The sequence below is a fragment of the Mycobacterium sp. 2-64 genome (assembly GCF_035918375.1).
Classification (GTDB): domain Bacteria; phylum Actinomycetota; class Actinomycetes; order Mycobacteriales; family Mycobacteriaceae; genus Mycobacterium; species Mycobacterium intracellulare.
Map to the genome: position 1 here is coordinate 3,435,039 of NZ_CP142361.1, position 24,302 is coordinate 3,459,340.

Below are 24,302 nucleotides of genomic sequence, written 5' to 3' on the forward strand. Positions count from 1 at the left end.
AATCATCCTGGGAAGACCACGTTATGCATCCCCGTCGACGCCGGAGGATGCGTGTCCCGATGAGCGGTCACGTCAAACTGTCGGTCGCCACCCCGGTGGTGACGATGTTCCCCCACAGCAGCGGCGACTGGGAGAAGAACGCCACCATCGAGGATCTGGCGCGGATCGCCGAGGCCGCCGACGGGCTCGGCTACCACCACCTGACCTGCAGCGAGCACGTCGCCCTGCCCGCGACCGAGACGGGCCGCCGCGGCACCCGCTACTGGGACCCGCTGGCGACCTTCGGCTACCTGGCCGCGCGCACGCGACGAATTCGGTTGGCCACCAACGTGCTGGTGCTCGGCTACCACCATCCGCTCGAGATCGCCAAACGCTACGGCACCCTGGACCGGATCAGCGGCGGCAGGCTGATCCTGGGGGTCGGGGTCGGCAGCCTCAAAGAAGAGTTCGACCTGCTCGGCGCGCCCTACGACGACCGCGGCCGGCGCGCCGACGACGCGCTGCGGGCCCTGCGCGCCGCGCTGTCGGCGCCCGAACCGGAATACCACGGCGAGTTCTACTCCTTCGGCGGCATGGTCGTCGACCCGTGCGCGGTCCAAGACCGCGTCCCCCTCTGGATCGGTGGGCAAACGCTGCTCTCACTGCGCCGGGCCGCAACGCTGGCCGACGGCTGGGCGCCGTTCAACGTGAGCCTGCGCCAGGCGCGAGACTGGCTGAGCCGCTTCGACTTCGGCCCTGGTTTCGACGTCATCCTGCCCACGCCCTCACTGCTGGACCCGATCGGCGATCCGGAACGGACCCGCGATCTCGTGGGCGAAACCGCCGCGCACGGTGCCACCATCGTCAGCGCCGCGTTCCGGCACACCTCGCTGCCCCATTACCTGGAGAACCTGCAGGCCCTCGCCGAACTTCATCCCCCGTCCGGCGGTGCCACGTAATGCGCGTCAAAGCAGGCATATTCAGCCTCACCGCCGCGGCGCCACCCGACGATGACGGCAGCTACCTGCGTTGGCACCTGCTGGATCACATGCCCGAGCAATTTCAGCTGCCGGGCGTCGTGCATGGATTGCGCTGGATCGCCGACGGCGACTACGCCGACCATCGCCTGGCCGCCCACGGGCCGTTGGGCGAAATCGGCAACGCGGTGCACTATTTGGTCACCGACCCGGTCGAAGAGACCTTCGACGAATTCGTCACCCTCGGCCGCGCGTTGCGCGACAACGGCCGCTTTCCCGTCGTGCGGCCGTCGCTGCAAGTGGCCGGCTTGCGCCTGCTGCAGTGGCGGTCCTCGCCGCACGCGCTGATCTCGCCCGAGGTGGTGCCGTTTCGGCCGCACCGCGGCATCGTGCTGATCGTCGAGGAACCCAGCGACGGCCGCCCGGACGAATGGCTGCAATGGCTGCACGCCGAGCACTATCCGGCGCTGCTCGCCACCCCGGGCACGGCCGGCGCGTGGACATTCGGATCCAGCGCCGGGTGGAGCCACTTGCCCCGGGGGTGGCGCACCGACCACCAGTACATCAGCGTCGTCTATCTCGACGAGGATCCGCTCGCCACCGTCGAAGTCTTGGCTCCGCTCATCGAAGAACGTTGGCGCTCAACGGCTGTGCGGCCGGTGTTCGCCGGGCCGCTGCGCAGCATGATCGCCTGGGAGGCCTGGCCGTAGCTACGAGGCGCAGCAGGTGGACTGCGATTCGTCGGCCGGCCCGAAGGTCTCGGAATCGGCCTTCACCGTGTAGATCTCCCAGCGTTCACCCCCCGGGCCGCTCACCCACACCTTGTCCTGGGTGGCATAGCAACAGGTCGAGTCGATCTCTTCGTCGGTGAGCAGACCCGCCTGCGCGAGCCGGCTGTTTTCGGTGAGGACGGCGTCGCTGGTGGGAACCTCGACGCCGAGATGGTTGAGGGTCCCGCCCTGGCCGGCGTTTTCCAGCAGCACCAGTTTGAGCGGCGGGTCGGCGACGACGAAGTTCGCGTAGCCGGGTTTGACCTTGGCCGGCTCCACGTCAAAGAGTCTGGTGTAGAACGTGATCGCCTCGTCGAGGTTGTCGACGTTGAGGGCGAGTTGGATGCGCGACATGATCACTGTCCTTTCGTGGCGGGCACATCGATCGTCATCGTGATCCCGAGCAGCTCCCGGATGAGGGCATAGACATGCTCGGCGATGTCCTCGCGGATTTCCCGCACCGTCTCGACCGGCTGACCGGCGGGGTCGCGCAGGGGCCAATCGCGGTACGAGACGCCCGGGAAGAACGGGCAGGTATCACCGCAGCCCATGGTGATGACGACGTCGCTCGTCCGCACCACGTCGGCGTCGAGTGCTTTCGGGACGTCGGTGATATCGATGCCCCATTCGGCCATCATGGCCACCGCCGCGGGATTGATCTGATCGGCGGGTTCCGTTCCGGCGGAACGGACGTCGATGCGGTCGCCGGCCAGGTGGCGCAGCAGCGCGGCGGCCATCTGGGAACGACCGGCGTTATGCACGCAGACGAACAGGACGCTGGGCCTGTCGGCGCTCGACCGGGAACCGTCGGCCGCACCAAAGAGCCGGGGCCGCAAGGCCAGGGAAACGTAAACCAATGCGACCAGGATCGGCACTTCGATCAGGGGTCCCACGACGCCGGCCAGCGCCTGACCCGAGGCGGCGCCGTAGGTCGCGATCGCCACGGCTATCGCGAGCTCGAAGTTGTTGCCGGCGGCGGTGAACGCCAGGGTGGTGGTGCGCGCATAGCCGAGCCGCAGCAGCACCCCCAGCGCGTATCCGCCGGCCCACATGATCGCGAAGTACGCCAGCAGCGGCAGCGCGATCCGGGCGACATCCCAAGGACGGGACGTGATTTGGTGGCCTTGCAGCGCGAAGAGGATGACGATGGTGAACAGCAACCCATACAACGCCCAGGGCCCGATCCGGGGCAGGAAGCGATTTTCGTACCAGCCGCGGCCCCTGGCGCGTTCGCCGAGGTGGCGCGACAGGTACCCGGCCAGCAGGGGCAGCCCGAGGAAGATGAGCACCGATTTGGCTATCTGCCAAGCGGATACGTCGATGCCGGTCGTGCTCAGTCCCAGCCACCCCGGGAGCACGGACAGATAGAACCAGCCCAGGGCGGCGAACATGACGACCTGGAAGATCGAATTCAGCGCGACCAGGACCGCCGCGGCCTCGCGGTCCCCGCGGGCGAGGTCGTTCCAGATGATGACCATGGCGATGCAACGCGCCAGCCCCACGATGATCAGCCCGGTGCGGTACTCCGGTAGATCCGGCAGCAGGAGCCAGGCCAGCGCGAACATGACGGCGGGTCCGACCAACCAGTTCAACGCCAGCGACGTCGTCATCAGTTTGCGGTCCGCGGTCACGGTATCCAGCTGGTCGTACCGAACTTTGGCCAGGACCGGATACATCATCACCAGCAGCCCGATTGCGATGGGCAGCGAGATCCCGTCCACCTGAACGGCACTCACCGCCCCTCCCAGGCCCGGGACAAGCCGGCCCAGCAGCAGGCCGGCGACCATCGCCATTGCGATCCATCCGGGCAGGAATCGATCCAGCGTCGAAAGCCGCGCGCTCACCGCCTCGTTCATGAGCGGCATCCCGCGCCCGACAGGGCGTCGACGTGCAACACCGACGAAAGCTGTTGCAGCGCTTCGGGAACCACCCAGTAGTACACCCACGTGCCGCGCCGTTCGCAATCCAAGAGCCCCGCCGACCGCAGCGTTTTCAGGTGATGGGAGATCGTCGGCTGCGACACGTCGAACGTCGGGGAGATCTCGCAAACACAGGCCTGACCGCCCGGGTGGCTGGCGACCAGGCTCAACAGCCGCAACCGCACCGGATCGCTGAGCGCCTTGAACATCGCCGCCAGTTCCGCGGCTTGCGGCTCGGCCAGCGCGGCCGCCCCCAACGCCGGGCAACACGCCGTGGTTTGATTCGACATGCATCTATATAAACGCATATCGAATCAGAAGGCAAGGTTCTATAGTCCTCATGACCGTCTAGCGGAGGACCGATATGACACACCCTCGGCCGTGGATCGTTCGTGCGGGTTCCGCGCTCGGCGCGCTGGCGCTGGGGGCGAGCCTGCCGGCCTGTTCGGGCAAGGAGAGTCACCCGGCGACTCCCCCCAGTTCGACACCGGCTTTGACGAGCACGACGGTGATGATCGATGGGAACAAGCACACGCTCATCGCCGCGGTCGACTGCACGAGCTCGGCGGCCCAGCCGAATGCGTCGCCGCCGGAATCGGGAGATCTCACGACCCGCATCAGCGTGCACGACGACGCGGCGTCGGTGTCGCTGGCCGTCTCGGACGAACGGCCCCCCACCGTCGACGGGTTCGCGATTTCACTCAAGCTGCCCAATGGCCAATATCAGCTGCCCTATCAAGGCACCAATTCGCCGACGCAGGTGCAGGCGACCAAGGACGGCAAGGGCTACACGATCACCGGAACGGGCCAGGCGACCACGCCCGGGCAAAGCGGCGTGCGCGACGTGAGGTTCGGGATCCACGTGACGTGCCCCTAGCCGCCGTGGTTGTCTGCCGCGGCCCCCTCTGACAGGCTGACAGCTTGGACATCTTCGCGCAGTGGCAAAACGGCGGCACCGAACTTCGTTGGCGGTCGACCACCGCGGCCAACGAGGCCCGAGAAGTCACGATCTTCAGCCGCCGTTGCGGCACGCCCGGCGCGCCCGCGCTGGTGCTGGTGCACGGCTTTCCGACGTCGAGCATCGACTACTTCGCCCTGGCGGCCGAACTGCGCGCGGAGTTCGACATCTACCTGCTCGACTTTCCCGGCTACGGCCTGTCCGCCAAACCGCCCGAGCCGTATGTGTACTCGCTGTACGACGACGCGCGGCTGCTGGTCTACGCCATCACCGAGGCGTGGCAGCTCACCGACTACCGCATGCTCACCCACGACCGCGGCAGCAGCGTGGGGATGATCGCGCTGGGCATGCTGGCAGCCCTTGATCCGCCGTCGCTGCCCGCCGACCTGATCGTGACGAATGCCAATATCTACCTTCCCCTTTCGAACCTCACCGCGTTCCAGACCGCGCTGCTCGATCCCGGGACCGGGCGCGCCACCGCGGCGGCGACGACGCCGGAGATGCTGGCGGCCGGTTTGGGCGCCAGCACGTTCATGCCGCGGCGGACATTGGACGATCCGGAGATCGCCGCGCTGGCCAAGTGTTTTGCCCACAATGACGGAATCCGCGTGCTGCCCGACACCATTCAATACCTCCACGAGCGCGCCGCCGACGAAACCGGTTGGCTGGAGGCGCTTTCCACGAGCGACGTCAACACCACGGTGGTGTGGGGCCTCCACGACAATGTGGCCCCGTTGCGGGTTCCCAACCACGTCTGGCAGACCTATCTGAAGAACAAGCCGGGCCGCAATCGCTACTGGGTGGTGCCGGGCGCCGACCATTATCTGCAGTGCGACGCCCCGGAACAGCTCGCGCAGATCGTGCGCCTCACCGCCGACGGCGGGGACATCCCGCTGCAGACGCTGGGAAACCGGCCCGACGGCGCGGTGTTGGTGGACCGGAGCGAGCCCTAGCGGTGCCCCGGCTCAACGAGTGACCACCGGCAGGCGGGCCCATCCGCGCACGCTCGCGGTGTGCGCGCGCTCGGCGTTGGCGTAGTCGACCTCCCAGTCCGGCCAGCGCTTGAGCACCTCCTCGAAGGCCACCCGCGCCTCCATCCGGGCCAGCGCCGAGCCCAGGCAGAAGTGCAGGCCCTGCCCGAAGCTGAGGTGGCCGCCCGCCTGCCGGTGGATGTCGTAGCGGTCCGGATCGGCGAACCGGCGGGGGTCGCGGTTGGCGGAACCGTTGAGCAGCAACATGAATGAACCCTCGGGGACGACGCGGCCGTACTGCTCGGCGTCCTGGGCCACGTAGCGCGCCTGCACCGGCGACGGGGGTTCGAAGCGCAGCGTCTCCTCGATCGCCCCGGGAATGAGGGACGGGTCGGCGACGAGCTCGCGGCGCTGCTCGGGATGGTCCGACAGCAGCTGTCCCATGAAACCGATGAGCCGGGCGGTCGTCTCGTTGCCGGCGCCGGCGATCATGGCGGTGTAGGCCAGCACCTCGGTGCGCGACAGCGGGCGCCGGGTGCCGTCGGGCTCGTCGATCTCGGCCCGCAGCAGCTCGCTCATCAGGTCGTCGGAGGGATGACTGGCCCGCCACTCGATGTACTCGGCGAACAGGGCAATGGAGTTCGCGAAGATGTTCGCGTCGACCGCGGCGGGGTCGCTGTCCGTAGACAATTCGATGTTGGCGACGCTGCGGTCGCGGATCTTCTCCTGGTCGGCCTCGGGGATGCCCAACAGGTAGCCGATGGTCCGCATCGGCATCATCGCCCCGAGGTCGGCGATGAAATCGAAGCCGCCGGCGCCGACGAGCGGGTCCAGCTCGCGGACGCAGAACCCGCGCACCAGGTCTTCCACGGCCAGCATGCGCCGGGGCGTGAAGACGCGCGAGAGCAGGCGGCGATGCAGATCGTGCAGCGGAGGGTCCTCGAACAGCAGAATGCCGGGCGGCACTTCGATATTGGCGAACAGGATGTCGGCGGTGGTGCCCCGCCCGGATCGGTAGGTCTGCCAGTTGGGTAATTCGCGCGCCACGTCCTCATAACGGCTCAGCGCGTAGAAGTTGTACTTCTCGTTGTAATACAGCGGCGCTTCTTCGCGCATCCGCTTCCACACCGGATAGGGGTCGTCGTCGATGACGGAGTCGAAGGGGTCGTAGTACAACTCGATCGCGCTGGTGTCTGTCATGAACCAATTCCTCTGAGTAGAGCGGTCTTTCGAAAGCTCAGCCGTTCCTGTGCAGGAAGCCGTGCAGGATGGCCTGGATGAGTTCGTCGACGATGGTCTCCCTCGACGGCGGCTCGGTCCCGAAGTAGGTCGACCGCAACGCCGCCATGCCGGCGATCATCGCCACCGTCGAGTGGGCGGGCAGGTCGGGATGGTCCGAGCGCAGCCCGCGCAGGTGCATGCCCTCGGCGCTGATCTGCCCGAGCGCCGTGACGGCCCGCCGGATCTCGGCGATGCCGGCGTCGGCCTTTTCCTCCTCGGACAGCGCCTCGGATGCCATCAGGGTCAACAGCAGGCCCTGATGCTCGACGAACACGTCGTAGAGCTGCCCGACGAACCGGCGCGCCAACTCCTCCTCGTCGGTCTCCTCCGGGACGACCGACTGCCAGGTCTGGCGGAACTCCTCGACGAAATCGGTGAAGGGCAGGACGAGCGCCTCACGGAACAACGCCGCCTTGGAGCCGAAGTGGCGAAACAACAGATGCTCGGTAACGCCTGCGGCCTGGGCGATTTCGCGCGTCGTCGTGCTGCGGTAGTCCTGGCGGGCGAAGCGGGCCCGGGCGGTGTCGAGCAGCAGCTTGCGCGGGGCGCCGCGGGGCCGGCGCACCGAGGCCGACGCCTCCGCCGCGCCGCGTTTCGTGCCGGACGACCGCTGGGCCACGTCACTGCCTCCTCACCCGATGGTTGACTCCCTTTAGGATAGTAGGCACTATCTAATCAGTCGAGCTCGAATCGGAAGGGATTGCGACTGTGGGCGCTGTCATCATGCTGGGCACGCTGTTCGGCTTGATCGTTGTGATCTTCGGGCTGGTGCTGCGCTTCGACCCGCAGGCACGCCGGAGTCAAGGGGCCGACCGGTGAGCTCCCAGATGACGCCGGTGATGCAGGCGGCCAGCGATTTCGCGCTCGTCGGCGGCATCACGTTCACCGCCCTCGGGATCTATCTGAGCGTGCGCCAGCGGCGCGTGCACCCCCTTCTGCTGCTGTGCATCTCGGCGATGTCGTTCTCGTGGATCGAGGCCCCCTACGACTGGGCGATGTACGCGCAGTTCCCGCCGGCCATCCCCCGGATGCCGTCGTGGTGGCCGCTGGACATGACGTGGGGCGGGCTGCCGCTGTTCGTTCCCGTCGGCTACATCTCCTACTTCGTGTTGCCGGCCGTGACCGGCGCGGCCCTGGGCCGATGGGTGGCCGCCCGGTTCAACTGGCGCAGACCCCAGACGCTGTTGGTGGTCGGACTGATCGTCGGCTTCTGCTGGGCGCTGTTCTTCAACGGGTTCCTGGGCGCCAAGCTCGGCGTGTTCTACTACGGCCGCGTGATTCCCGGGCTCGCGATCCGCGAGGGGACCCTGCACCAGTACCCGCTCTACGACTCGCTGGCGATGGGCATCCAGATGATGCTCTTCACCTACCTGCTGGGCCGGACCGACGACCAGGGACGCAACGTCATCGAGATGTGGGCGCAGAACAGGTCGAAGAACCGCGTCACCTCCTCGATCCTGTCCGTCGTCGCCGTGATCGTCATCGGAAACGTCCTCTACGGCGCCGTTTTCGCGCCCCACCTGGCAACCAAGCTGGGCGGCTGGGTGACCACCGAGCCGCCGGCGGGCGAGCTGTTCCCGGGCGTCCCGAACCAACCGCGCTAGCGACGAACGTGGAGTTGTGGCGCGGAATCGCGACCATTTCGCGCAACAACTCCACGCTCGGCACCAAGGAGTTCAGATGAGCTACGAAAGCAAGGCCGAGCCGATCAAAATCGGCTACCTGATGGACTTTCGGCTGCCCGAGGGCTTTCCCACAACGTATTTCGAGGACCTGACGCAGCCGTTCGACCTGGTCTTCGGCAAGGGCGTCGAGCAGGGGCTGATCGATCGCCCGATCGAGATCGTCTACCGCGAGGTGGAGGGGTTGCCGAAGGGATCGGTCAAAGCGGTCATCGACGCCTACGGCGAATTGTGCGACGAGGGCTGCCTGGCCGTGTTCGGCCCCAACATCGGCGACAACGCGATCCCGACCCGAGAGGCCATCGAGGAGCGCTTCAAGGTTCCCTGCATCAGCGTCACCGGGTCCGACGTCGCGCTCGGCGAATGGTTCTTCGCGTTCCCGATGGGCTCGCACACCGACGAGCCGATCTTCTGGTCCGACCTGCTGGCCAAGGGCGGCCACACCGAGATCGGCGTGCTCGTCGAGCAATCCCTGGTCGGCGAGGCCTACCTGAAGAACCTCCGGGATGCCTGCCGCCGCAAGGACATTCGCATCGTCGCCGAGGCGCCCATCGCGCAGACGGCCGGGGACGTGACCGCCGCCGTGCGGGCGCTGCACGAGGCGAAGGCCCAGGCCATCGTGCACTGCGGGTTCGGCTTCGGGATCGTGTTCGTCAACCCGGCGCTCGACGCGCTGGGTTGGGATCCGCCCCGGTTCTGCGGGACCGCCTTCCAGAACGCATGGCTCAACCCGGTGATGTGGAACGCGTTCATGGGCTGGACCGGGGTCGACCAGTACGACGAGGGCAACGTCGTCGGGCAGAAATTCCTGGACGAATACCAGCAGGCCTACGGGCGGCGCCCGGAATGGTGTGTGCCGGTGGTGAATCGCGACGTGGCGTTCACCCTGTTGCGGGCGCTCGCGGACGCGCACCCGTTGAGCCCGCGGGGAGTCAAGGAGGCGCTCGAGCGCGTCAAGATGATGCCGGCCGCGTCCGGTGCCCCGGGGACGCGGGTGTCGTTCGGTAACTGGTCGCGGCGCGCCTGGGTGGGCGCGGGGTACCTGGTGGCGCGGCGGCTCGACGCCGACGGCGTCAATTCACACCTGGTCGATCGCTTCGGCGAGGAGTAGCCGCCGAGCGTCGAGTTGTTGCGCGAAATCGCGAACATTTCCCGCAACAACTCCACGTTCGGCACGGAAAATTACGACAGGGCCTCCGGGAGCACGACCTCGCCCACCCGCTTGAGATAGGGCCACGCGATCTCCGGTGGCAACCCGCCGCACAGCGGCGACAGGTTGAGCACCTGACCGGCCTTCACCCGCGAAACCGCCTCGGGGACAGAGATAATCACGTGCGACGTTCCGGTCTCACGCAGCTCGTCGACGGTGTTCACGTGCGAGAAGCCGGCCGTCGTCTCGTCGCCGGGGTTCCACGCGGCGTAGGTCCGCACGTCGTGCAGCAGGTGGTCGCCGATCTCTTTCCACGCCCGATCGACGTCGTCGGCGACGAACACGACCGACGGGGTGTTGCGGTCGGGAAACATGGTGGGGCCCGGCGTGTGGCCGTGCTCGCGGCAGGCCTCCTCATAGGCCTCCCGGATGCCCGGGGCGTTGGCGTTGCCCAGCATGCCCAGGCCGTACCTGCCGGCCCGGCGGGCCGCCGCCAACGTTCCCCCACCCCACATCAGCCCCGGGCCGCCGGGGGTCAGCGGGCGAGGCGTCACGGTGATCCGTCGCCCGTCCTCGATCACGGTTTCACCGGCGAGCAGTCGCCGCAGCAGCGCGAGTTTCTCGTCGCAGACGCGACCGCGCTTCTTGATCGGCACGCCGAAGTGCTCGAACTCCTCGGGCCGGTAGCCTAGGGCCAGAATGTACGACGCCCGACCATTGCTGATGATGTCCAGCACCGCCATGTCCTCGGCGAGGCGCACGGTCTCATAGAACGGCAAGATCAGGATCAGGCTCAGCGCCAGGCGCTGCGTGCGCGCCGCCACCGCCGAGGCCAGCAAGAACGGTGACGGCAAATACCCGTCCTCGGAGCCGTGGTGCTCACACAGCACGGCGGCAAGACCGCCGTGCTCCTCGGCCCAGGCCGACATTTCGGGCGCCGCGGCGTACAGATCGGTTGGGGCCGCGGCCCATTCGGGATCGCGCATGTCGAAGCGCAGTGTGTACACGGCAAACTCCTAGGTGGCCTAATCTTGGTGATGCACGTTACACCTTCAGTCGAAGGCGTAAAGCGGCAGCGTCATCGGAATGTCCAGCGAGCTCAGCAGGCCCGCGGGTGCGGTGACCACATACGGGATCGCGTTGACCACCCGCATCGCCGTTGACGCCATGGCGGCGTGCCCCGCGCCGTGGCCTTCGGCCTCCCCCATCCTCATCTCGCAGTGGACGTCGGGATCGCCGTCGATGTCGACCCGATAGGTGGCGTCGGACTCCGAGGTCGGCCAATCGGGCGCGACGTCGCGGGCCATCCGGATGACGTGTTCGATCACGATGGCCTCGCGACCGTTCACCACGCCCGCCGCCCGGGTCCGCACGGCGCCGCAGGTGCCCGCCTTGATGGTGCCGAATGCCACCTCGATGTCGCGGTCGGCCAACCGTCGGTCCAGGGAGCCACGCACCTCTTCCACCTCGACCCCCAGGCCGCCGGCGATCAGGTATATCGGTGCCTGCCAAGCCATTTCGATGAAGCCGGGCGTGGCGAGCATCGGCTGGAACTCCAGCGGGTGGCCGAATCCCATCCCGTCCATCATCACGTCGGCCACCGGGTAGTGGTCGTTGAGCGCGACCTCGCTGGCCGTGATGGTCCGGATGCGCTTCGACTGCGTCGTCATCAGCAGCGCGAGCTGATCGGAGGCGAAGCCGGGAAAGATGCCCGACGCGTAGAACGAGGCGCCGCCTGCGGTGGCCGCCGCCTCGAGCTGGTCGCGCCAGTCCGGGGCGAAATACGACGGCGGATGCACCAGGCTGGTCGACGACGTCGACACGACGTTGATGCCGGCCGCCAGCAGCCGCAGATAATCGGGCACCGCCGCCCCGTCGCGCTCGGGACCGCTGGCCGCATACACCACGCAGTCCGGCTTGCACGCGATCAGGGCCTCGGCGTCGTCGGTGGCCGCCACCCCGAGCGGGTCGCCGCCGGCCAGCTCCCCCGCGTCCCGGCCGACCTTGTCCGCCGAATGTACCCATACCCCAACGAGTTCCAGGTCCGGGCGCCGGCGGACGGCGTCGATCGCGACCTTGCCGACGCCGCCGGTGGACCACACGACGACACGCAGGGGCTGTTGGATCGACACCGGTGCTCTCCTTTTATTGGGTGGCGGCGCGCGCGGCGCGTTCTAGGTAGGGCCAGGCGACGTCGGGGGCGCTGCCGCCGCACAGCGGGTGCAGCGGCAGCGGCCGGCCGCCACGGACGTACTCGGTTGCCTCGGCGGTGGTGAAGATGCGGTAGGGGCCGCCCTCCGCGCGCAGTGCGTCCACGCTCTCGGCCCGGGTGATGCTGGCCACCGAGTCGTCATGGGGGCGGTAGGACGCGGCCATCACCGCGTCGTGCACCAGGTGCGGGCCCAACTCGTCCCAGGCCCGGCGCCCACGTCGTCGGCCACGACGCCCGGAGGCGCGAAAAACTCGGATTCGGCCCCCACCGCTGCAGACTAACCTAAAATTTGTTCGTTAAGATAGTGTCTGCTTTCTTAAACCTGGCCGCTCGAACCGGGCGCGCGCGTCGCGAACACACGAAAACCGCGGCGGCCGTTGGTCTTAGACCAGCGGCTGATATGGACTTGAGGAGGAACGAGATGACGACTCATCGCGTGGTGGTGTGGGCGACCGGCGGCATCGGCTCGATCGCCATCCGCGCCCTCGCCCGGCGCCCGAATCTGGACCTGGCCGGCGTCTGGGTGCACTCGGACGACAAGGTCGGCAAGGACGCGGGCGAACTGGCCGGCGGGGAGCCGATCGGCGTGGCAGCCACCAACGACGCCGACGCGCTGATCGCGTTGAAGCCCGACTGCGTCATCTACGCCGCCAGCGGCCCGGAGCGCGACGCGCTGGCCATCCCGGACTACGTCAAGCTGCTCGAAGCCGGGATCAACGTCGTGACGACCAGCACGACGCGGCTGGTCAACCCGCACGCCTACGAACCGGCGGAGTGGCGCGACCAACTGGTCGCCGCCGCCAAGCGGGGCCAGGCATCGCTGTACGCGTCCGGGATCGAGCCGGGCTTCGCCGCCGACTACCTGCCGCTGGTGCTGTCGACCCAGTCGTCGGTCATCGAAAAGATCCACTCGTTCGAGATCGGCCTCTACGACGATTACGGGGTTCCCGACATCATGAGCGACGCGCTGGGTTTCGGCCGCCCGCTCGACTACCAACCCTGGATCGGCTTTCCCGGCGCGATCGCCGGCGAATGGCAGGGCCAGATCCGGTTGATCGCCGACGCCCTCGGGGTCGAAGTCCAGGAAGTCCGTGAGGGTTTCGATCGCGCGGTCACCAACCGGACGCTGGAAGTCGCGATGGGCACCGTCGAGGCCGGAACCTGTGGCGCGCTGCGGATGCAGGCGATCGGGGTGGTCGACGGCCGCGAGGCCATCGTCATCGAACACGTCACCCGGCTCGCCCACGACGTCGCGCCCGACTGGCCCATCGGGATCGGCGACCTGTCCTATCGCGTCATGATCACCGGCGACCCCGACCTCGACTGCACCCTGGCGGCGACGCTGCGGGATCCCGGCCGGGCCGGGATCGCGGGCATGACCTCGGGGGCCGGCGCGATGGTCGCCACGGCGATGCGCGTCGTCAACGCGGTGCCGTATGTCGTTGCCGCGAAGCCGGGATTGCTCAGCTCGGTCGACCTGCCGTTGACGATTCCGAAGCACGCGTTCGCCACATAATCTGCCCGAGTGACTTTTAATCCCTTCGAGGAGCTCACGCTCGAGCAGTTGCGGCTTCGCACCAGCATGAAATGGCGGGCGCATCCCGCCGACGTCCTGCCGCTGTGGGTCGCCGAGATGGACGTGCACCTGCCGCCGACGGTGGCCGAGGCGCTGCGCAGGGCCGTCGACGACGGCGACACCGGATACCCGTGCGGCACGGCGCTGGCGGAGGCGGTCAGCGAATTCGCGGCGCGGCGCTGGGACTGGGACGACCTGGAGGTGGGCCGCACCGCGCTCGTTCCCGACGTCATGCTCGGCATCGTCGAGGTGTTGCGTCTGGTCACCGATCGCGGTGACGCCGTCGTCGTCAATCCCCCTGTGTACGCACCGTTTTACGCGTTCGTGGCGCACGACGGCCGCCGCGTGATCGAAGCGCCGCTCGCCGAGGGGCGCATCGATCTGGGCGCGTTAGCGGAGGCTTTTTCCCGGGCCCGCGCGACGCACGGGAACGTGGCCTACCTATTGTGCAATCCGCACAACCCGACCGGCACGGTGCACACGCCCGAGGAGCTGCGCACGGTGGCCGAACTCGCGCGCGGATACGGCGTCCGCGTGGTGTCCGACGAGATCCACGCGCCCGTCATCCTGCCGGGATCGCGGTTCACCCCCTTCCTGACCGTCCCCGGAGCGGAGAACGCCTTCGCCCTGACGTCGGCGTCCAAGGCCTGGAATCTGTCCGGGCTGAAGGCGGCGGTGGCGATCGCCGGGCCGGAGGCGGCCGCCGACCTGGACCGGATGCCGGAGGAGGTCGGTCATGGTGCCAGCCATCTCGGCGTCATCGCGCACGCCGAGGCGTTCCGCAGCGCCGCCGACTGGCTCGACGCGACGCTGTCCGGCCTCGACGCGAACCGGAAGCTGCTGGGCGAGTTGGTCGCCGAGCAGCTGCCCAGCGTGAAATATCAATGGCCACAAGGCACTTACCTGGCGTGGCTGGACTGCCGGGCACTCGGTATCGACGAAGAGGAAAGCGATGGCCTCGCGGTGGTCGCCGACCTGTCCGGACCCGCCCGCTGGTTCCTCGAGCACGCCCGGGTGGCGCTCAGCTCCGGCCACGTGTTCGGCACCGGCGGAGCCGGGCACGTGCGGCTGAACTTCGCCACCTCACGCGCCATCCTCACCGAGGCCCTGTCGCGCATGGGCCGCGCCCTCGCCGGCGCTCAGTAGCGGCACGGGGGCTACGCGGAGATTTCTTCGGTCCCGCGCCCCAAGTTGCGGAACCCCTCGGCGGGCTCCCGCATGCCCAGGGTGAACGGCAGGGTGTTGAACTCCAACTTCATCGTCGCGCCAAGCCGGCGCAAGAAACTGCGCTCGGACTCCACGGCGGGAACCTGCAACGACGCGAGGTCGATGTAGTGCGTCGACGTTTCGCCGATGCCGTCGAACACGTGCAGCATGGGTGTGCACAGCCCACGCATCGACTCGTCGAGGCATTCCGCGACGGGATCGGTCATGAGCACGTATTCGGCTACCGGCACCATGTTTTTCAGCATTCGGTGCACCAGGATTACATCGAAGCCGGCCAGCTCGACATGGCGCTTCACCTTCTGATCCGCCACCTCGCCCACGTGCACGACGAACTTGAGCGACAGCTTCTCCAGCTGCGCGCAACTCGCGCACTGGCAGGCGATGTCGTTTTTCATCCGCTCCCGTCGCTCCAGGAACGACGTGCGCATCCGTGACAGCCGCTCGCACACCACCACTTTGGCGTTGGTGTCCGGTGCCCAGAAGAATGCGGCGTCGCCCTCGAGCTTGGCCAGCTTCAGCCCCTTGGCGGCGTTGATGACCGACTCCAGCAGGCCCGCGACCGTCAGCTGGGCGTGGGCAAGGTGCGTCCGGTTCCACTGCATGTAGTGCGTGTAACCGCCGATGTCGGCTATGAGCAGAACCGCGCGCCGAATTGCCATGAATAAGCCAGTTTAATGGCCGGCGCGGCCCAGCTCAATGAATCTCCCACTAGACGAATGCGCCTCGGCGAGAGAGGCTAGCAGAGGTGCCGGTTCACCGGAGGAGCTGATATGCATGTGCTGCGAACCCCGGACTCCCGTTTCGAAAACCTGGAGGGCTACCCGTTCGTAGCGCATTATCTCGACGTCACGGCAAGCGACACCCGGCCGCTGCGCATGCACTACCTCGACGAGGGGCCGATCGAAGGGCCGCCGATCGTCCTGCTGCATGGCGAGCCCACGTGGAGCTATCTGTACCGCTCCATGATCACGCCCCTGACCGACGCCGGGAACCGCGTGCTGGCACCCGACCTGATCGGTTTCGGCCGGTCGGACAAGCCCAGCCGCATCGAGGATTACACCTACCAGCGGCACGTGGAATGGGTGGTCTCGTGGTTCGAGCACCTCAATCTGTGGGATGTCACGTTGCTCGTGCAGGACTGGGGATCGTTGATCGGGCTGCGCATCGCTGCCGAGCAGCCCGACCGCGTCGGGCGGCTGGTGGTGGCCAACGGTTTCCTGCCCACCGCACAGCGGCGCACCCCGCCCGCCTTCCATGCCTGGCGCGCCTTTGCGCGCTACTCCCCCGTGCTGCCGGCGGGACGCATCGTGGGCGCCGGGACCGTCCGCCGGGTGTCGTCGAAGGTGCGGGCCGGGTATGACGCCCCCTTCCCGGACAAGACATATCAGGCCGGGGCCCGCGCGTTCCCCCAGTTGGTCCCCACCTCGCCCAGCGATCCGGCGATTCCGGCCAACAGGAGGGCGTGGGAGGCGCTCGGGCGCTGGGAGAAGCCGTTCCTGGCCATCTTCGGTGCGCGCGACCCCATCCTCGGGCAAGCGGACACCCCGCTGATCAAGCACATCCCCGGCGCCGCGGGCCAGCCGCACGCCCGCATCAACGCCAGCCACTTCATCCAGGAGGACCGCGGACCCGAACTGGCCGCACGCGTCCTGTCGTGGCAGCAGGCCCTGCTCTGAGACGGCGGGAGTACGCGCGGCCGGATGCCGAGAAACTGTACCGGCCGATGACGATCTTGTAGGATGATAATCCCTGCACTGGCAACGCTTCTACTTAAAGCGTTGCGGCGCAAACAGTCCAGTACCCGAGGAGCCGACGTTGGCCAAGCCGCCGAGTGAACATCACTCCGGCATTGCTGAACTCGACGAACGAATCCCGTTTCTCCTCGCGCAACTCGGCGCCCATATCAGCAGCGACTTCCAGCGCCGGCTTTCGTCGATAGGGGCCGACCCCCGCACGTACGCAGTTCTGCTGGCACTCGCTAGTGCCGACGGCCAATCCCAGCGTCAGCTCTCCGAACGCCTCGGGATCCACCGCAATGCCATGGTTGTGGTCATCGACCAGCTTGAACAGCGAGGACTCGCAAAGCGGTTACCGCGCCCCGAGGATCGGCGCGCGGTCGCTGTCACGCTCACCGCCAAGGCCCGCCGCCTGCTGCCCGCGCTGCATGAGCAGGGCCGCAACCTCGAAAACGAAATAGCCGCGCCCCTGTCTGCGAAAGAACGCGACACGCTGCGCCGCCTTCTTCAGCGCGTCGCCGCGGGGGCAGGGCTCATTCCCGGAGTTCATCCCCAACTGGCGTGATCGCCGGTCATTGACCAATCGGCGGGCGCGATGAGGCAATGCGCTCGTCGACCGCATTCCCTAAGCCATACGGCGCGAAGTCACGACACCGTGCTGCCGGCGCCGTGCAGCGCGGCTTCAGTCTCCTTACATTCAGTCTGGCACCGTGCATAATCGTCATGTACCGTGATAATCACTAGTTGTGACACATTGGGAAGTGAACGATGAAGACGGTCATCTTCGGAGCCAACGGGCCAACGGGCCGACTCGCCGTCAGATGCGCGCTGACCGCCGGGCACGCCGTGGTCGCCGTGACCCGACATCCACGCGAATTCCCCATCAGACACAGGCAATTGACGGTTGTGGCGGCCGACGTGCGGAACGACTCCGCCGTCCGTGCAGCCATCGCAGGGGCCGATGCCGTGGTCTCGGCGCTCGGGGTGCCCTTCGCCCGCCACCGGGTCGACACCTATTCGACCGGAACGACCAACATCGTCAACGCCATGCGTGCGTCGGGGACGCGCCGCCTGATCGTCGTGAGCTCCACGTCGGTACATCCCACGCGACGCCTGCACGCCCCGCGCTTGCTGCGCCTGATCGACCCCATCATCAGGACGACGATCGGTAAGACGGTGTACGACGACATGCGCCGCATGGAAACCATCGTGTGCGGCAGCGGCCTCGACTGGACGATCGTTCGGCCCTCCGGCCTGTTCGACCTGCCCGAACCGACCGACTACATCAGCGGACCCATCGAGCCGGTGGGCGCGTTCACCGCACGTATCGACTTGGCCGACTATCTGATTTCCCTCGTCACCGACTCGGCTTCCCTCCGGCGCATCGTGGTCATCTCGACGACCCAGTCCACCCCGACCCTGTGGCAGATGGTACGTCGAGAGGCACTGTCGGCCAAAGACTCTGACTCGATACCGACGAGATGAATTCCCCGGGGAGGACACGGTGCACACCGCATATTTGATCGTGACATTCACTGCGATCGCCTTCGATGGATTCTCGGGTATCGCGGCGCTGGTTCACTTCGCGCCGATTCTGCCCGGGATGGCGAGCGCGGGCGTGCCGGTGTCGTGGTTGAGGTTTCCTATCGGCACCCTGAAGACATTGGGAACCGTGGGACTCATCGTGGGCCTGTGGATACCGGCAATAGGCATTGCCGCCGCTGCGGGGTTGGTCATATTTTTTGTGTGCGCCGTGTACACCCATGTGCTGGCCCACGACATCACGGGCCAGATGATGTTCGGCGGATTCCTGCTGGCGCTCAACTGCGCCGCCCTCGGCGTGGCGATTGCAGCACACCCGGCGGTCCTGTGAACGCCGGTGGCCGGCGAGGCCCGACCACACGGGGACCGCTGCTGTTGGCGCGTGCCAGCACCGCATCGATGGTGGTGCTCGCGCTCGCGCAGGCCACTTTGGCGGGCAATTTTCTCGGCGGCCAGTACGACGCGCTGATGCTGCACTCGCTCGGGGCGAAAGCGATCACCCTCACCTCTGCGGTGCAAGTCGCTATCCTCGCCTGGATCTGGCGTCTCGGCGGCCCGCGGGGCGCGTTCTTGGGCGGCGTGGCGCAGACGTTGTTGCTCGTCGCCGAGTTCGCCGCAGGCGAACTGCGACTGACTGCCGTACACGTTCCGCTGGGCGTATTGCTCGTCGTCGGGATTGTCCAAGTGGCGACGGTGATTTGGCGCACCCCGCTGCCGGCTCGGCGCGCCGTCGACGGCGAGGTGGCACCGTGAAGCGGCGCACCCTGCTGCGCGCCGGCTTGCTCACGGCGGGCGTCGGTGTCGCAGGAGCGGGATGGCCCGCGGCGCAGCTGGCGCTGGGTCCCGCCGAGCCCGGCAAGCTGCTGCGCAGCCAGGTACCATTGCCGCCGCTCTACCGGACGCGGTTGCCGATCCCAATTCGGCTGGCCGCCGTCGCCAGCGACGCCGCAAGCGATTACTACGAGATCACCCAGTGCGCCGCCGATCTGCCGATACTGCCCGGCCTCACGACGCACGCCTGGACGTATGGCGGAACCTTTCCCGGTCCCACAATCGTCTCCCGGTCGGGTCGGCGCACCGTGATCCGCCACCACAACGCGTTGCCCGTTCCCGTTGCTGTGCACCTTCATGGCGGCCATACCCCGCCCGACAGTGACGGTTATCCGCTCGACCTCATCGAACCACAGGGCCCGAAGGTCACTCCCGGTGACGGCGGCATGGCGGCGGGAATGTCACGCAATTCCGTTGTCGGGCAACGCGAATACGTCTACCCCATGCAGCAACGCGCGGCGACGCTGTGGTATCACGACCACCGAATGGGCTACACCGGCCAAGCCGTCTGGCGTGGGCTCGCGGGATTTCACCTCGTTCACGACGATGAAGAGCTGGCCCTGCCGCTGCCGAAGGGTGATCGCGACATCGCGCTGATGATCACCGATCGATCGTTTGCCGCGGACGGCTCGTTCCAGTACCCGCTCGCCGACGGCGGTGAGGTCGCCGCCCCCTATATGAACGGCGTGCTCGGCGACGTCGTACTGGTCAACGGCGCGCCATGGCCCGTGCTCGACACCGATCCCGCACGGTATCGATTCCGAGTACTCAACGCCTCCAACGCCCGCCGCTACCGATTGCGGCTCGACCCGCCACCACCCGAGGGACCGCCGTTCACCCAGATCGGAAGTGACGGTGGGCTTCTGAGCAGTCCGATCACGCATGACGCGATCGACATCGCGCCGGCCGAACGCTTCGACGTCGTCGTCGACTTCTCCCGCTACCGTCGCGGCACCCGGGTACGGCTCGTCAACACCCTTGGCGCACAGTCCACTACGGAGGTCATGCGCTTCGACGTCCTCGGCACCGACCGCTCAGACGAATCAAGCATTCCCGAACGGCTCAGCGAAAGCGTTGCACCCCTGGACCGGAGGCGTGCCACGACCACCCGCACCTTTCTGTTCGGACAAGGCCGGGCCGGTGTGTGGACGATCAACAACAAACCCTACAAGCCCGGCACTCCGGTTGCGACGCCGCGCATCGGCGATGTCGAAGTCTGGCGCTTCATCACCGACATCCGGCATCCAATCCACGTCCATCTCAACCCGTTTCAAGTCTTGTCGCGCAACAACAAGCCGCCCGGGCGCTTCGATCACGGTTGGAAAGACACCGTCGACGTGGCCCCGGCCGAAGCCGTGGAAGTGATCGTGCGGTTCACCGACTATCGCGGAACCTATCTGGTCCACTGCCACAACCTCGAGCACGAGGACATGGCCATGATGGCGGATTTCGTCACGGTCTAGCGGTCCCCTGGACGCAGGCCGGCGCGGCCGGTCAGCCGGTAACCGCGAGTACGGCCTCCGCGAGCTCGGGACGACACACCACGAGGTCCGGCAGCTTCGGGTCCGGCTGGTTGTAGGCCAGAGCGGACCCGTCGATGCGGGAGGTGTGCAGCCCCGCGGCGCGCGCCACCGCCACCGGGGCGGCGGAGTCCCATTCGTACTGCCCGCCGGCGTGCACGTACACATCGGACAAGCCCTGGACGATCGACGCCACCTTGGCGCCGGCCGAACCCATTTCGACCAGAACGCCGTCCAGGGCGTCCCGGACGTTCAGCGCGATGGCGGGCGGGCGGGTGCGCGAGACCACGATCCGTGGCTTGCCCGGCGCCGCCGGAGGCGACGCGATGTCGGGCGTGGCGAACGTGATGCCCTGCGCCGGCAGCGCCACGGCGCCGGCAACCAGCTCGCCGGCCTCCCATAACGCGACGTGCACCGCCCAGTCGTCGCGCCCGAGCTCGGAGAACTCCCGCGTCCCGTCCAGCGGATCGACGATCCAGACGCGCTCCGCGCGCAACCGCACCGGGTTGTCGGCGCCCTCCTCGGACAGCACCGCGTCGCCGGGGCGCTGCGCGGCGAGCGCAGCCATCAGAAAGTCGTGGGATCGCTTGTCCCCCGCGGCTTTCCGTTCGTTCGCTTCCGCGTCGGCGAACTCCTGCCGGACCCCGAGCAGCAGCTGGCCCGCGTCGGTGGCCAACCGCGCGGCCAGGTCATGGTCATTCATCGGCATCTCCACGGAATCCTTGATAAGTTGGCAGCGATGACCAACTTTACCCTGAGAAGCCATCGCGGGTTGCCACCCCCGACCAGAAACTGGTCCGTAATCTGGTGGTTGTGAGCGGCAACGCCAACGTCCCTACATCGAGGCGGTTGCGGCACATCTCGCGGGGGCGTTTGATCGCGATCGGCATCGCGGCGGTCGTGCTGGTCGGGGTTTTGGCCGTCGTGGGGGTGCGCGTAACCGAAGGCAACCACAGCGCGACGGGTCCCACCACCAGCCCACCGCTGTCGGCACCGGAGAGCTTCGCCATCCCCGGCTGCTACAACCCGTCCGTCCCTCCGGTCGCGCGTCCCAAGAAGCTCAACGTTCTGGGGTGCGCCAGCGTGGCGGTTGCGCTGCAGGACATGTCGTGGAGCTCCTGGGGACCGCAGGGCGCCGACGGGACCGGCACGGCCGTGTTCAAGCTCTGCGACCCGAATTGCGCGACGGGATCTCAGCTGACCGAGCCGGTCGTGGTGCACGCGTGGAATCCACAGCCGCCCCGGCGCGAAGCCATCTGCCAGGCCGGCCTGGAGATTTTCGCCGACATGATCCTGGCCTTCCCCAAAGACGTCCCGCCGCCGTCCGTGCAGCAGATGAACACGCAGTACGACGGAAAACCGGCCGTGCACTTCGCCAACTACGCCAGCGGCGACACGCGCGGCACCCAGTTCATCGGCTACACGTTCTGTAACTGACGCCGCTAGACCTGATGGCGGCGACCCGCTTTGCCGCCCTCGCGATCGCCGCTAGACCTCGATGACGACAGCGCCGCCCTGGCCGCCGCCGGCGCACATCGCCGCGACGCCGATGCCGCCGCCGCGGCGGGCCAGCTCGTAGGCCAGCGTGGTCACCATGCGCGCGCCGGAGGCCGCGATCGGGTGGCCCAGGCTGCAGCCGCTACCGGAGAAGTTCACCTTCTCCTCGTCGAGGCCGTATTCCCGGCACGCCGCGATCGGCACGGACGCGAACGCCTCGTTGATCTCCCACAGCGCCACGTCGCCGGGCGACAACCCGGCGCGCTGCAACACCTTTCCGATGACCTTGACCGCACCCAGGCCGCAGTCCCGTGGCGGCACGCCCGCGGCGGCCCACGCCCTGACCGTGCCCATCACGTTGAGCTTCTCCGCGTCGGCGTACTCGCGGTCGACCAGGGCGACCGCGGCCGCGGCGTCGTTGGTGCCGCTGCTGTTGCCCGCCGTGATCGAGAAGCCCTCGATCTCGGGGTGCAATACCTTGAGGCCGGCCAGCTTTTCGACGGTGGTGTCACGGCGGGGGTGTTCGTCGACGGCGAACTCGATGACCGAACCGTCCGCCTGCGAAATCTTCAGGGGCAGGATCTCATCGACGAACTTGCCCGCGTCCTGGGCCGCGACGGCGCGCTGGTGCGAGCGGGCCGCCCACGCGTCCATCTCTTCGCGCGTGATGCCGACGGTCTGGGCGGTGTTCCAGCCGACCGTGATCGACATGTCCTTGGCCGGCGCGTCGGGCGTCTCGACGTGCGTCGGCGGCATCCACCGCTCCTCGAACTTCAGCTCGGGTCCGGGGATGCGCCAGTTGGTCAGCGGCGTCATCGACAGCGACTGCACGCCGCCGGCGATCAGCACCCGCTCCATGCCGGAACCGATCTGCGCCGCCGCGTTGCCGATCGCGGTGAGGCTGCCCGCGCAATGCCGGTTGACCGATTGACCGGGGACATGCTCGAGGCCGGTCGCGGTGGCCGCATACCGCGCGAGATCGCCGCCCCCGTAATGGGATTCGGCGAAAATGATGTCGTCGATGGCAGCCGGGTCCACACCGGACCGGCGCACCACCTCGGGAAGCACCGCGGTGATCAGCGTCTCGGGCGGCGTGTTGACCAGCGTCCCCTTGAAGGAACGGCCGATCGCCGTTCGGACGGCTCCAACGATGACGGGTGTACCCATGTTTTCAACCTCGAGCGGTCTGGCGGCGTTCAGTCGCGGCGAATCGTTTCAAATACTGTATAGACAATAGTATTGGTCTAAGTTCGGTGGGGGCCGGTCTGTGACCGCGCTAACAATTAAGCGGTTAGTACACGTTCAGGAGGCCTCCCCGTTGAAAACCAAAGGCGCCCTGATCTGGGATCTCAACGAACCCTGGGTGATCGACGAGATCGAGATCGGCGATCCCCGCCCCGGCGAGGTGACGGTCCGGTTGGAGACGGCAGGGTTGTGCCACTCCGACCACCACCTGCTGACCGGTGACTTCCCCATCCCCTGCTTCCCGGTGCTCGGCGGGCACGAGGGCGCCGGCATCATCACCGAGGTCGGCGACGGTGTCGAGCACCTGGCCGTCGGCGACCACGTGGTCATGTCGTTCATCCCCTCCTGCGGCAAGTGCACGCCGTGCCAGACGGGGCTGCGCAACCTGTGCGACCTGGGCATGGGATTGCTGTCGGGTCAATCGGTGTCCGACGGATCGTTTCGGGTGACCGCGCGGGGCCGCGACGTCATCCCGATGTCACTGCTGGGGACGTTCGCGCCGTACGCGGTGGTGCACCAGACCTCGGTGGTCAAAATCGATCCCGCGATCCCGTTCGACGTGGCCTGCCTGGTGGGCTGCGGGGTGACCACCGGCTACGGCTCGGCGGTGCGCAGCGCGGCGGTCGCACCGGGTGAGGACGTCGCTGTCATCGGCATCGGCGGCGTCGGCGTCGCGGCGCTGCAGGGCGCCCGCATCGCCGGGGCCCGACGGATATTCGCCGTCGATCCCTACGAATGGAAGCGCGAGCAGGCGCTCAAGTTCGGCGCCACAGCGGCTTTCGCGGACGTGGGCTGCGCCGCGGCCGGCATTGCCGAGGCGACGCGAGGCATGATGTGCCGCAAGGTAATCGTCACCGTGGGCCACGTGGACGGCAAAGACATCGAGTCGTGGATGGCGCTGACGGCCAAGGGCGGAGTATGTTGCGTCACCGGCATGGCCAGCGTGATGGCCAACGATGTCACCCTCAACCTCGCCGGGCTCTCGCTGCTGCAGAAAAGCTTGCAGGGCAGCATTTTTGGTGGCGGCAATCCCCAGTACGACATCCCGGCGATCCTCGAGTTGTACAAGCTGGGGCAACTCAATCTCGACGACATGGTCACGCGCGAGTACACCCTCGAGCAGATCAACGACGGCTATCGCGACATGCTCGAGGGGCGCAACATTCGCGGCATCATCCGCTACACCGACGCCGACCGCGGGTAGGCCGTGGCCGCAATGGGCACAATGT

The 24,302-nt window shown here is 67.5% G+C and carries 27 protein-coding genes; 16 read left to right on the top strand and 11 right to left on the bottom strand.

Annotation, left to right across the window (positions count from 1 at the left end):
* Positions 1-59 precede the first annotated feature (59 nt).
* Positions 60-938 carry an LLM class F420-dependent oxidoreductase gene (locus QGN31_RS16120; RefSeq protein WP_014941738.1) on the top strand — a complete coding sequence of 293 codons (879 nt, stop codon included), beginning with the start codon at positions 60-62 and terminating at the stop codon, positions 936-938.
* Positions 938-1,666 (top strand): hypothetical protein, encoded by a 729-nt coding sequence (locus QGN31_RS16125; RefSeq protein ID WP_014941737.1) that lies wholly within the window; start codon positions 938-940, stop codon positions 1,664-1,666. Before QGN31_RS16120 ends, QGN31_RS16125 begins: the two co-directional genes overlap by 1 nt.
* Here QGN31_RS16125 and QGN31_RS16130 read toward each other — a convergent pair whose 3' ends face one another.
* From QGN31_RS16130 to QGN31_RS16140, 3 genes are read right to left on the bottom strand one after another with little or no spacing between them, the layout of a single operon-like run.
* A complete protein-coding gene (locus tag QGN31_RS16130; protein ID WP_036429198.1) occupies positions 1,667-2,080 on the bottom strand; it encodes an ArsI/CadI family heavy metal resistance metalloenzyme in 414 nt (137 codons plus the stop codon). It lies immediately after the preceding gene.
* Positions 2,081-2,082: 2 nt separating this feature from the next.
* Positions 2,083-3,591 (bottom strand): ACR3 family arsenite efflux transporter, encoded by a 1,509-nt coding sequence (gene arsB, locus QGN31_RS16135; RefSeq protein ID WP_193375540.1) that lies wholly within the window; start codon positions 3,589-3,591, stop codon positions 2,083-2,085.
* Positions 3,579-3,935: an ArsR/SmtB family transcription factor gene (locus QGN31_RS16140; RefSeq protein WP_014384456.1), complete on the bottom strand. Its 357-nt coding sequence runs from the start codon at positions 3,933-3,935 to the stop codon at positions 3,579-3,581. Before QGN31_RS16140 ends, arsB begins: the two co-directional genes overlap by 13 nt.
* Before the next feature lie 74 nt (positions 3,936-4,009).
* Between QGN31_RS16140 and QGN31_RS16145 the strand changes: the two genes are divergently transcribed.
* Together QGN31_RS16145 and QGN31_RS16150 are read left to right on the top strand one after the other, a co-directional pair.
* Positions 4,010-4,522, top strand: coding sequence for a lipoprotein LpqH (locus QGN31_RS16145; RefSeq protein WP_043954736.1), 513 nt, complete (start codon positions 4,010-4,012; stop codon positions 4,520-4,522).
* A 44-nt stretch (positions 4,523-4,566) separates the two neighbouring features.
* Complete coding sequence (locus QGN31_RS16150; protein WP_014941733.1) at positions 4,567-5,556, top strand: alpha/beta fold hydrolase; 990 nt, start codon at positions 4,567-4,569, stop codon at positions 5,554-5,556.
* Between the two features lie 12 nt (positions 5,557-5,568).
* Here QGN31_RS16150 and QGN31_RS16155 read toward each other — a convergent pair whose 3' ends face one another.
* A complete protein-coding gene (locus tag QGN31_RS16155; RefSeq protein WP_014941732.1) occupies positions 5,569-6,774 on the bottom strand; it encodes a cytochrome P450 in 1,206 nt (401 codons plus the stop codon).
* A gap of 37 nt (positions 6,775-6,811) precedes the next feature.
* Positions 6,812-7,474, bottom strand: a complete 663-nt coding sequence (locus QGN31_RS16160; protein ID WP_014941731.1) for a TetR/AcrR family transcriptional regulator — start codon at positions 7,472-7,474, stop codon at positions 6,812-6,814.
* A 196-nt stretch (positions 7,475-7,670) separates the two neighbouring features.
* On the opposite strand from QGN31_RS16160, the gene QGN31_RS16165 reads away from it, so the two are divergent.
* Both QGN31_RS16165 and QGN31_RS16170 read left to right on the top strand, forming a co-directional pair.
* Positions 7,671-8,459 carry a spirocyclase AveC family protein gene (locus tag QGN31_RS16165; RefSeq protein WP_043954734.1) on the top strand — a complete coding sequence of 263 codons (789 nt, stop codon included), beginning with the start codon at positions 7,671-7,673 and terminating at the stop codon, positions 8,457-8,459.
* A 76-nt stretch (positions 8,460-8,535) separates the two neighbouring features.
* Positions 8,536-9,648 (top strand): ABC transporter substrate-binding protein, encoded by a 1,113-nt coding sequence (locus tag QGN31_RS16170; protein WP_014384450.1) that lies wholly within the window; start codon positions 8,536-8,538, stop codon positions 9,646-9,648.
* 71 nt (positions 9,649-9,719) lie between these two features.
* Here the strand turns inward: QGN31_RS16170 and QGN31_RS16175 are convergent, their stop codons facing one another.
* From QGN31_RS16175 to QGN31_RS16185, 3 genes are read right to left on the bottom strand one after another with little or no spacing between them, the layout of a single operon-like run.
* A complete protein-coding gene (locus QGN31_RS16175; RefSeq protein WP_014941729.1) occupies positions 9,720-10,694 on the bottom strand; it encodes an LLM class flavin-dependent oxidoreductase in 975 nt (324 codons plus the stop codon).
* A 45-nt stretch (positions 10,695-10,739) separates the two neighbouring features.
* The gene (locus QGN31_RS16180) at positions 10,740-11,819 is read right to left on the bottom strand and encodes an NAD(P)H-dependent amine dehydrogenase family protein (RefSeq protein ID WP_014941728.1); all 1,080 of its coding nucleotides are present in this window, start codon (positions 11,817-11,819) and stop codon (positions 10,740-10,742) included.
* A 13-nt stretch (positions 11,820-11,832) separates the two neighbouring features.
* Positions 11,833-12,093: a hypothetical protein gene (locus tag QGN31_RS16185; protein WP_014941727.1), complete on the bottom strand. Its 261-nt coding sequence runs from the start codon at positions 12,091-12,093 to the stop codon at positions 11,833-11,835.
* Positions 12,094-12,320: 227 nt separating this feature from the next.
* On the opposite strand from QGN31_RS16185, the gene QGN31_RS16190 reads away from it, so the two are divergent.
* Together QGN31_RS16190 and QGN31_RS16195 are read left to right on the top strand one after the other, a co-directional pair.
* Complete coding sequence (locus tag QGN31_RS16190) at positions 12,321-13,415, top strand: NAD(P)H-dependent amine dehydrogenase family protein (RefSeq protein WP_014941725.1); 1,095 nt, start codon at positions 12,321-12,323, stop codon at positions 13,413-13,415.
* 66 nt (positions 13,416-13,481) lie between these two features.
* A complete protein-coding gene (locus tag QGN31_RS16195; protein WP_373306615.1) occupies positions 13,482-14,621 on the top strand; it encodes a MalY/PatB family protein in 1,140 nt (379 codons plus the stop codon).
* An 11-nt stretch (positions 14,622-14,632) separates the two neighbouring features.
* Here the strand turns inward: QGN31_RS16195 and QGN31_RS16200 are convergent, their stop codons facing one another.
* The gene (locus QGN31_RS16200) at positions 14,633-15,361 is read right to left on the bottom strand and encodes a DUF2652 domain-containing protein (RefSeq protein ID WP_008255737.1); all 729 of its coding nucleotides are present in this window, start codon (positions 15,359-15,361) and stop codon (positions 14,633-14,635) included.
* 111 nt (positions 15,362-15,472) lie between these two features.
* On the opposite strand from QGN31_RS16200, the gene QGN31_RS16205 reads away from it, so the two are divergent.
* The 6 genes from QGN31_RS16205 (at position 15,473) to QGN31_RS16230 (ending at position 20,274) form a co-directional block, all read left to right on the top strand.
* Positions 15,473-16,378 carry a haloalkane dehalogenase gene (locus QGN31_RS16205; RefSeq protein ID WP_008255736.1) on the top strand — a complete coding sequence of 302 codons (906 nt, stop codon included), beginning with the start codon at positions 15,473-15,475 and terminating at the stop codon, positions 16,376-16,378.
* A gap of 139 nt (positions 16,379-16,517) precedes the next feature.
* A complete protein-coding gene (locus QGN31_RS16210) occupies positions 16,518-17,003 on the top strand; it encodes a MarR family winged helix-turn-helix transcriptional regulator (protein WP_009952290.1) in 486 nt (161 codons plus the stop codon).
* A gap of 203 nt (positions 17,004-17,206) precedes the next feature.
* The gene (locus tag QGN31_RS16215) at positions 17,207-17,923 is read left to right on the top strand and encodes an NAD(P)-dependent oxidoreductase (protein ID WP_014941723.1); all 717 of its coding nucleotides are present in this window, start codon (positions 17,207-17,209) and stop codon (positions 17,921-17,923) included.
* 19 nt (positions 17,924-17,942) lie between these two features.
* Positions 17,943-18,311, top strand: coding sequence for a DoxX family protein (locus QGN31_RS16220; protein WP_009952292.1), 369 nt, complete (start codon positions 17,943-17,945; stop codon positions 18,309-18,311).
* Entirely contained in the window at positions 18,308-18,733 is a 426-nt protein-coding gene (locus QGN31_RS16225) for a hypothetical protein (RefSeq protein ID WP_009952293.1), read from the top strand. Before QGN31_RS16220 ends, QGN31_RS16225 begins: the two co-directional genes overlap by 4 nt.
* Positions 18,730-20,274 (top strand): multicopper oxidase family protein, encoded by a 1,545-nt coding sequence (locus QGN31_RS16230; RefSeq protein ID WP_014941722.1) that lies wholly within the window; start codon positions 18,730-18,732, stop codon positions 20,272-20,274. The genes QGN31_RS16225 and QGN31_RS16230 overlap by 4 nt, the downstream gene beginning before the upstream one ends.
* 31 nt (positions 20,275-20,305) lie before the next feature.
* Here the strand turns inward: QGN31_RS16230 and QGN31_RS16235 are convergent, their stop codons facing one another.
* Entirely contained in the window at positions 20,306-21,034 is a 729-nt protein-coding gene (locus tag QGN31_RS16235; RefSeq protein WP_008255731.1) for a 3'(2'),5'-bisphosphate nucleotidase CysQ, read from the bottom strand.
* A gap of 146 nt (positions 21,035-21,180) precedes the next feature.
* Between QGN31_RS16235 and QGN31_RS16240 the strand changes: the two genes are divergently transcribed.
* Positions 21,181-21,768 (top strand): hypothetical protein, encoded by a 588-nt coding sequence (locus tag QGN31_RS16240; protein WP_008255730.1) that lies wholly within the window; start codon positions 21,181-21,183, stop codon positions 21,766-21,768.
* A gap of 51 nt (positions 21,769-21,819) precedes the next feature.
* Here QGN31_RS16240 and QGN31_RS16245 read toward each other — a convergent pair whose 3' ends face one another.
* Positions 21,820-22,995, bottom strand: coding sequence for a thiolase family protein (locus QGN31_RS16245; protein ID WP_009952300.1), 1,176 nt, complete (start codon positions 22,993-22,995; stop codon positions 21,820-21,822).
* Positions 22,996-23,146: 151 nt separating this feature from the next.
* Between QGN31_RS16245 and QGN31_RS16250 the strand changes: the two genes are divergently transcribed.
* Positions 23,147-24,277: an NDMA-dependent alcohol dehydrogenase gene (locus QGN31_RS16250; protein ID WP_014941720.1), complete on the top strand. Its 1,131-nt coding sequence runs from the start codon at positions 23,147-23,149 to the stop codon at positions 24,275-24,277.
* The last annotated feature ends 25 nt before the right edge of the window (positions 24,278-24,302 follow it).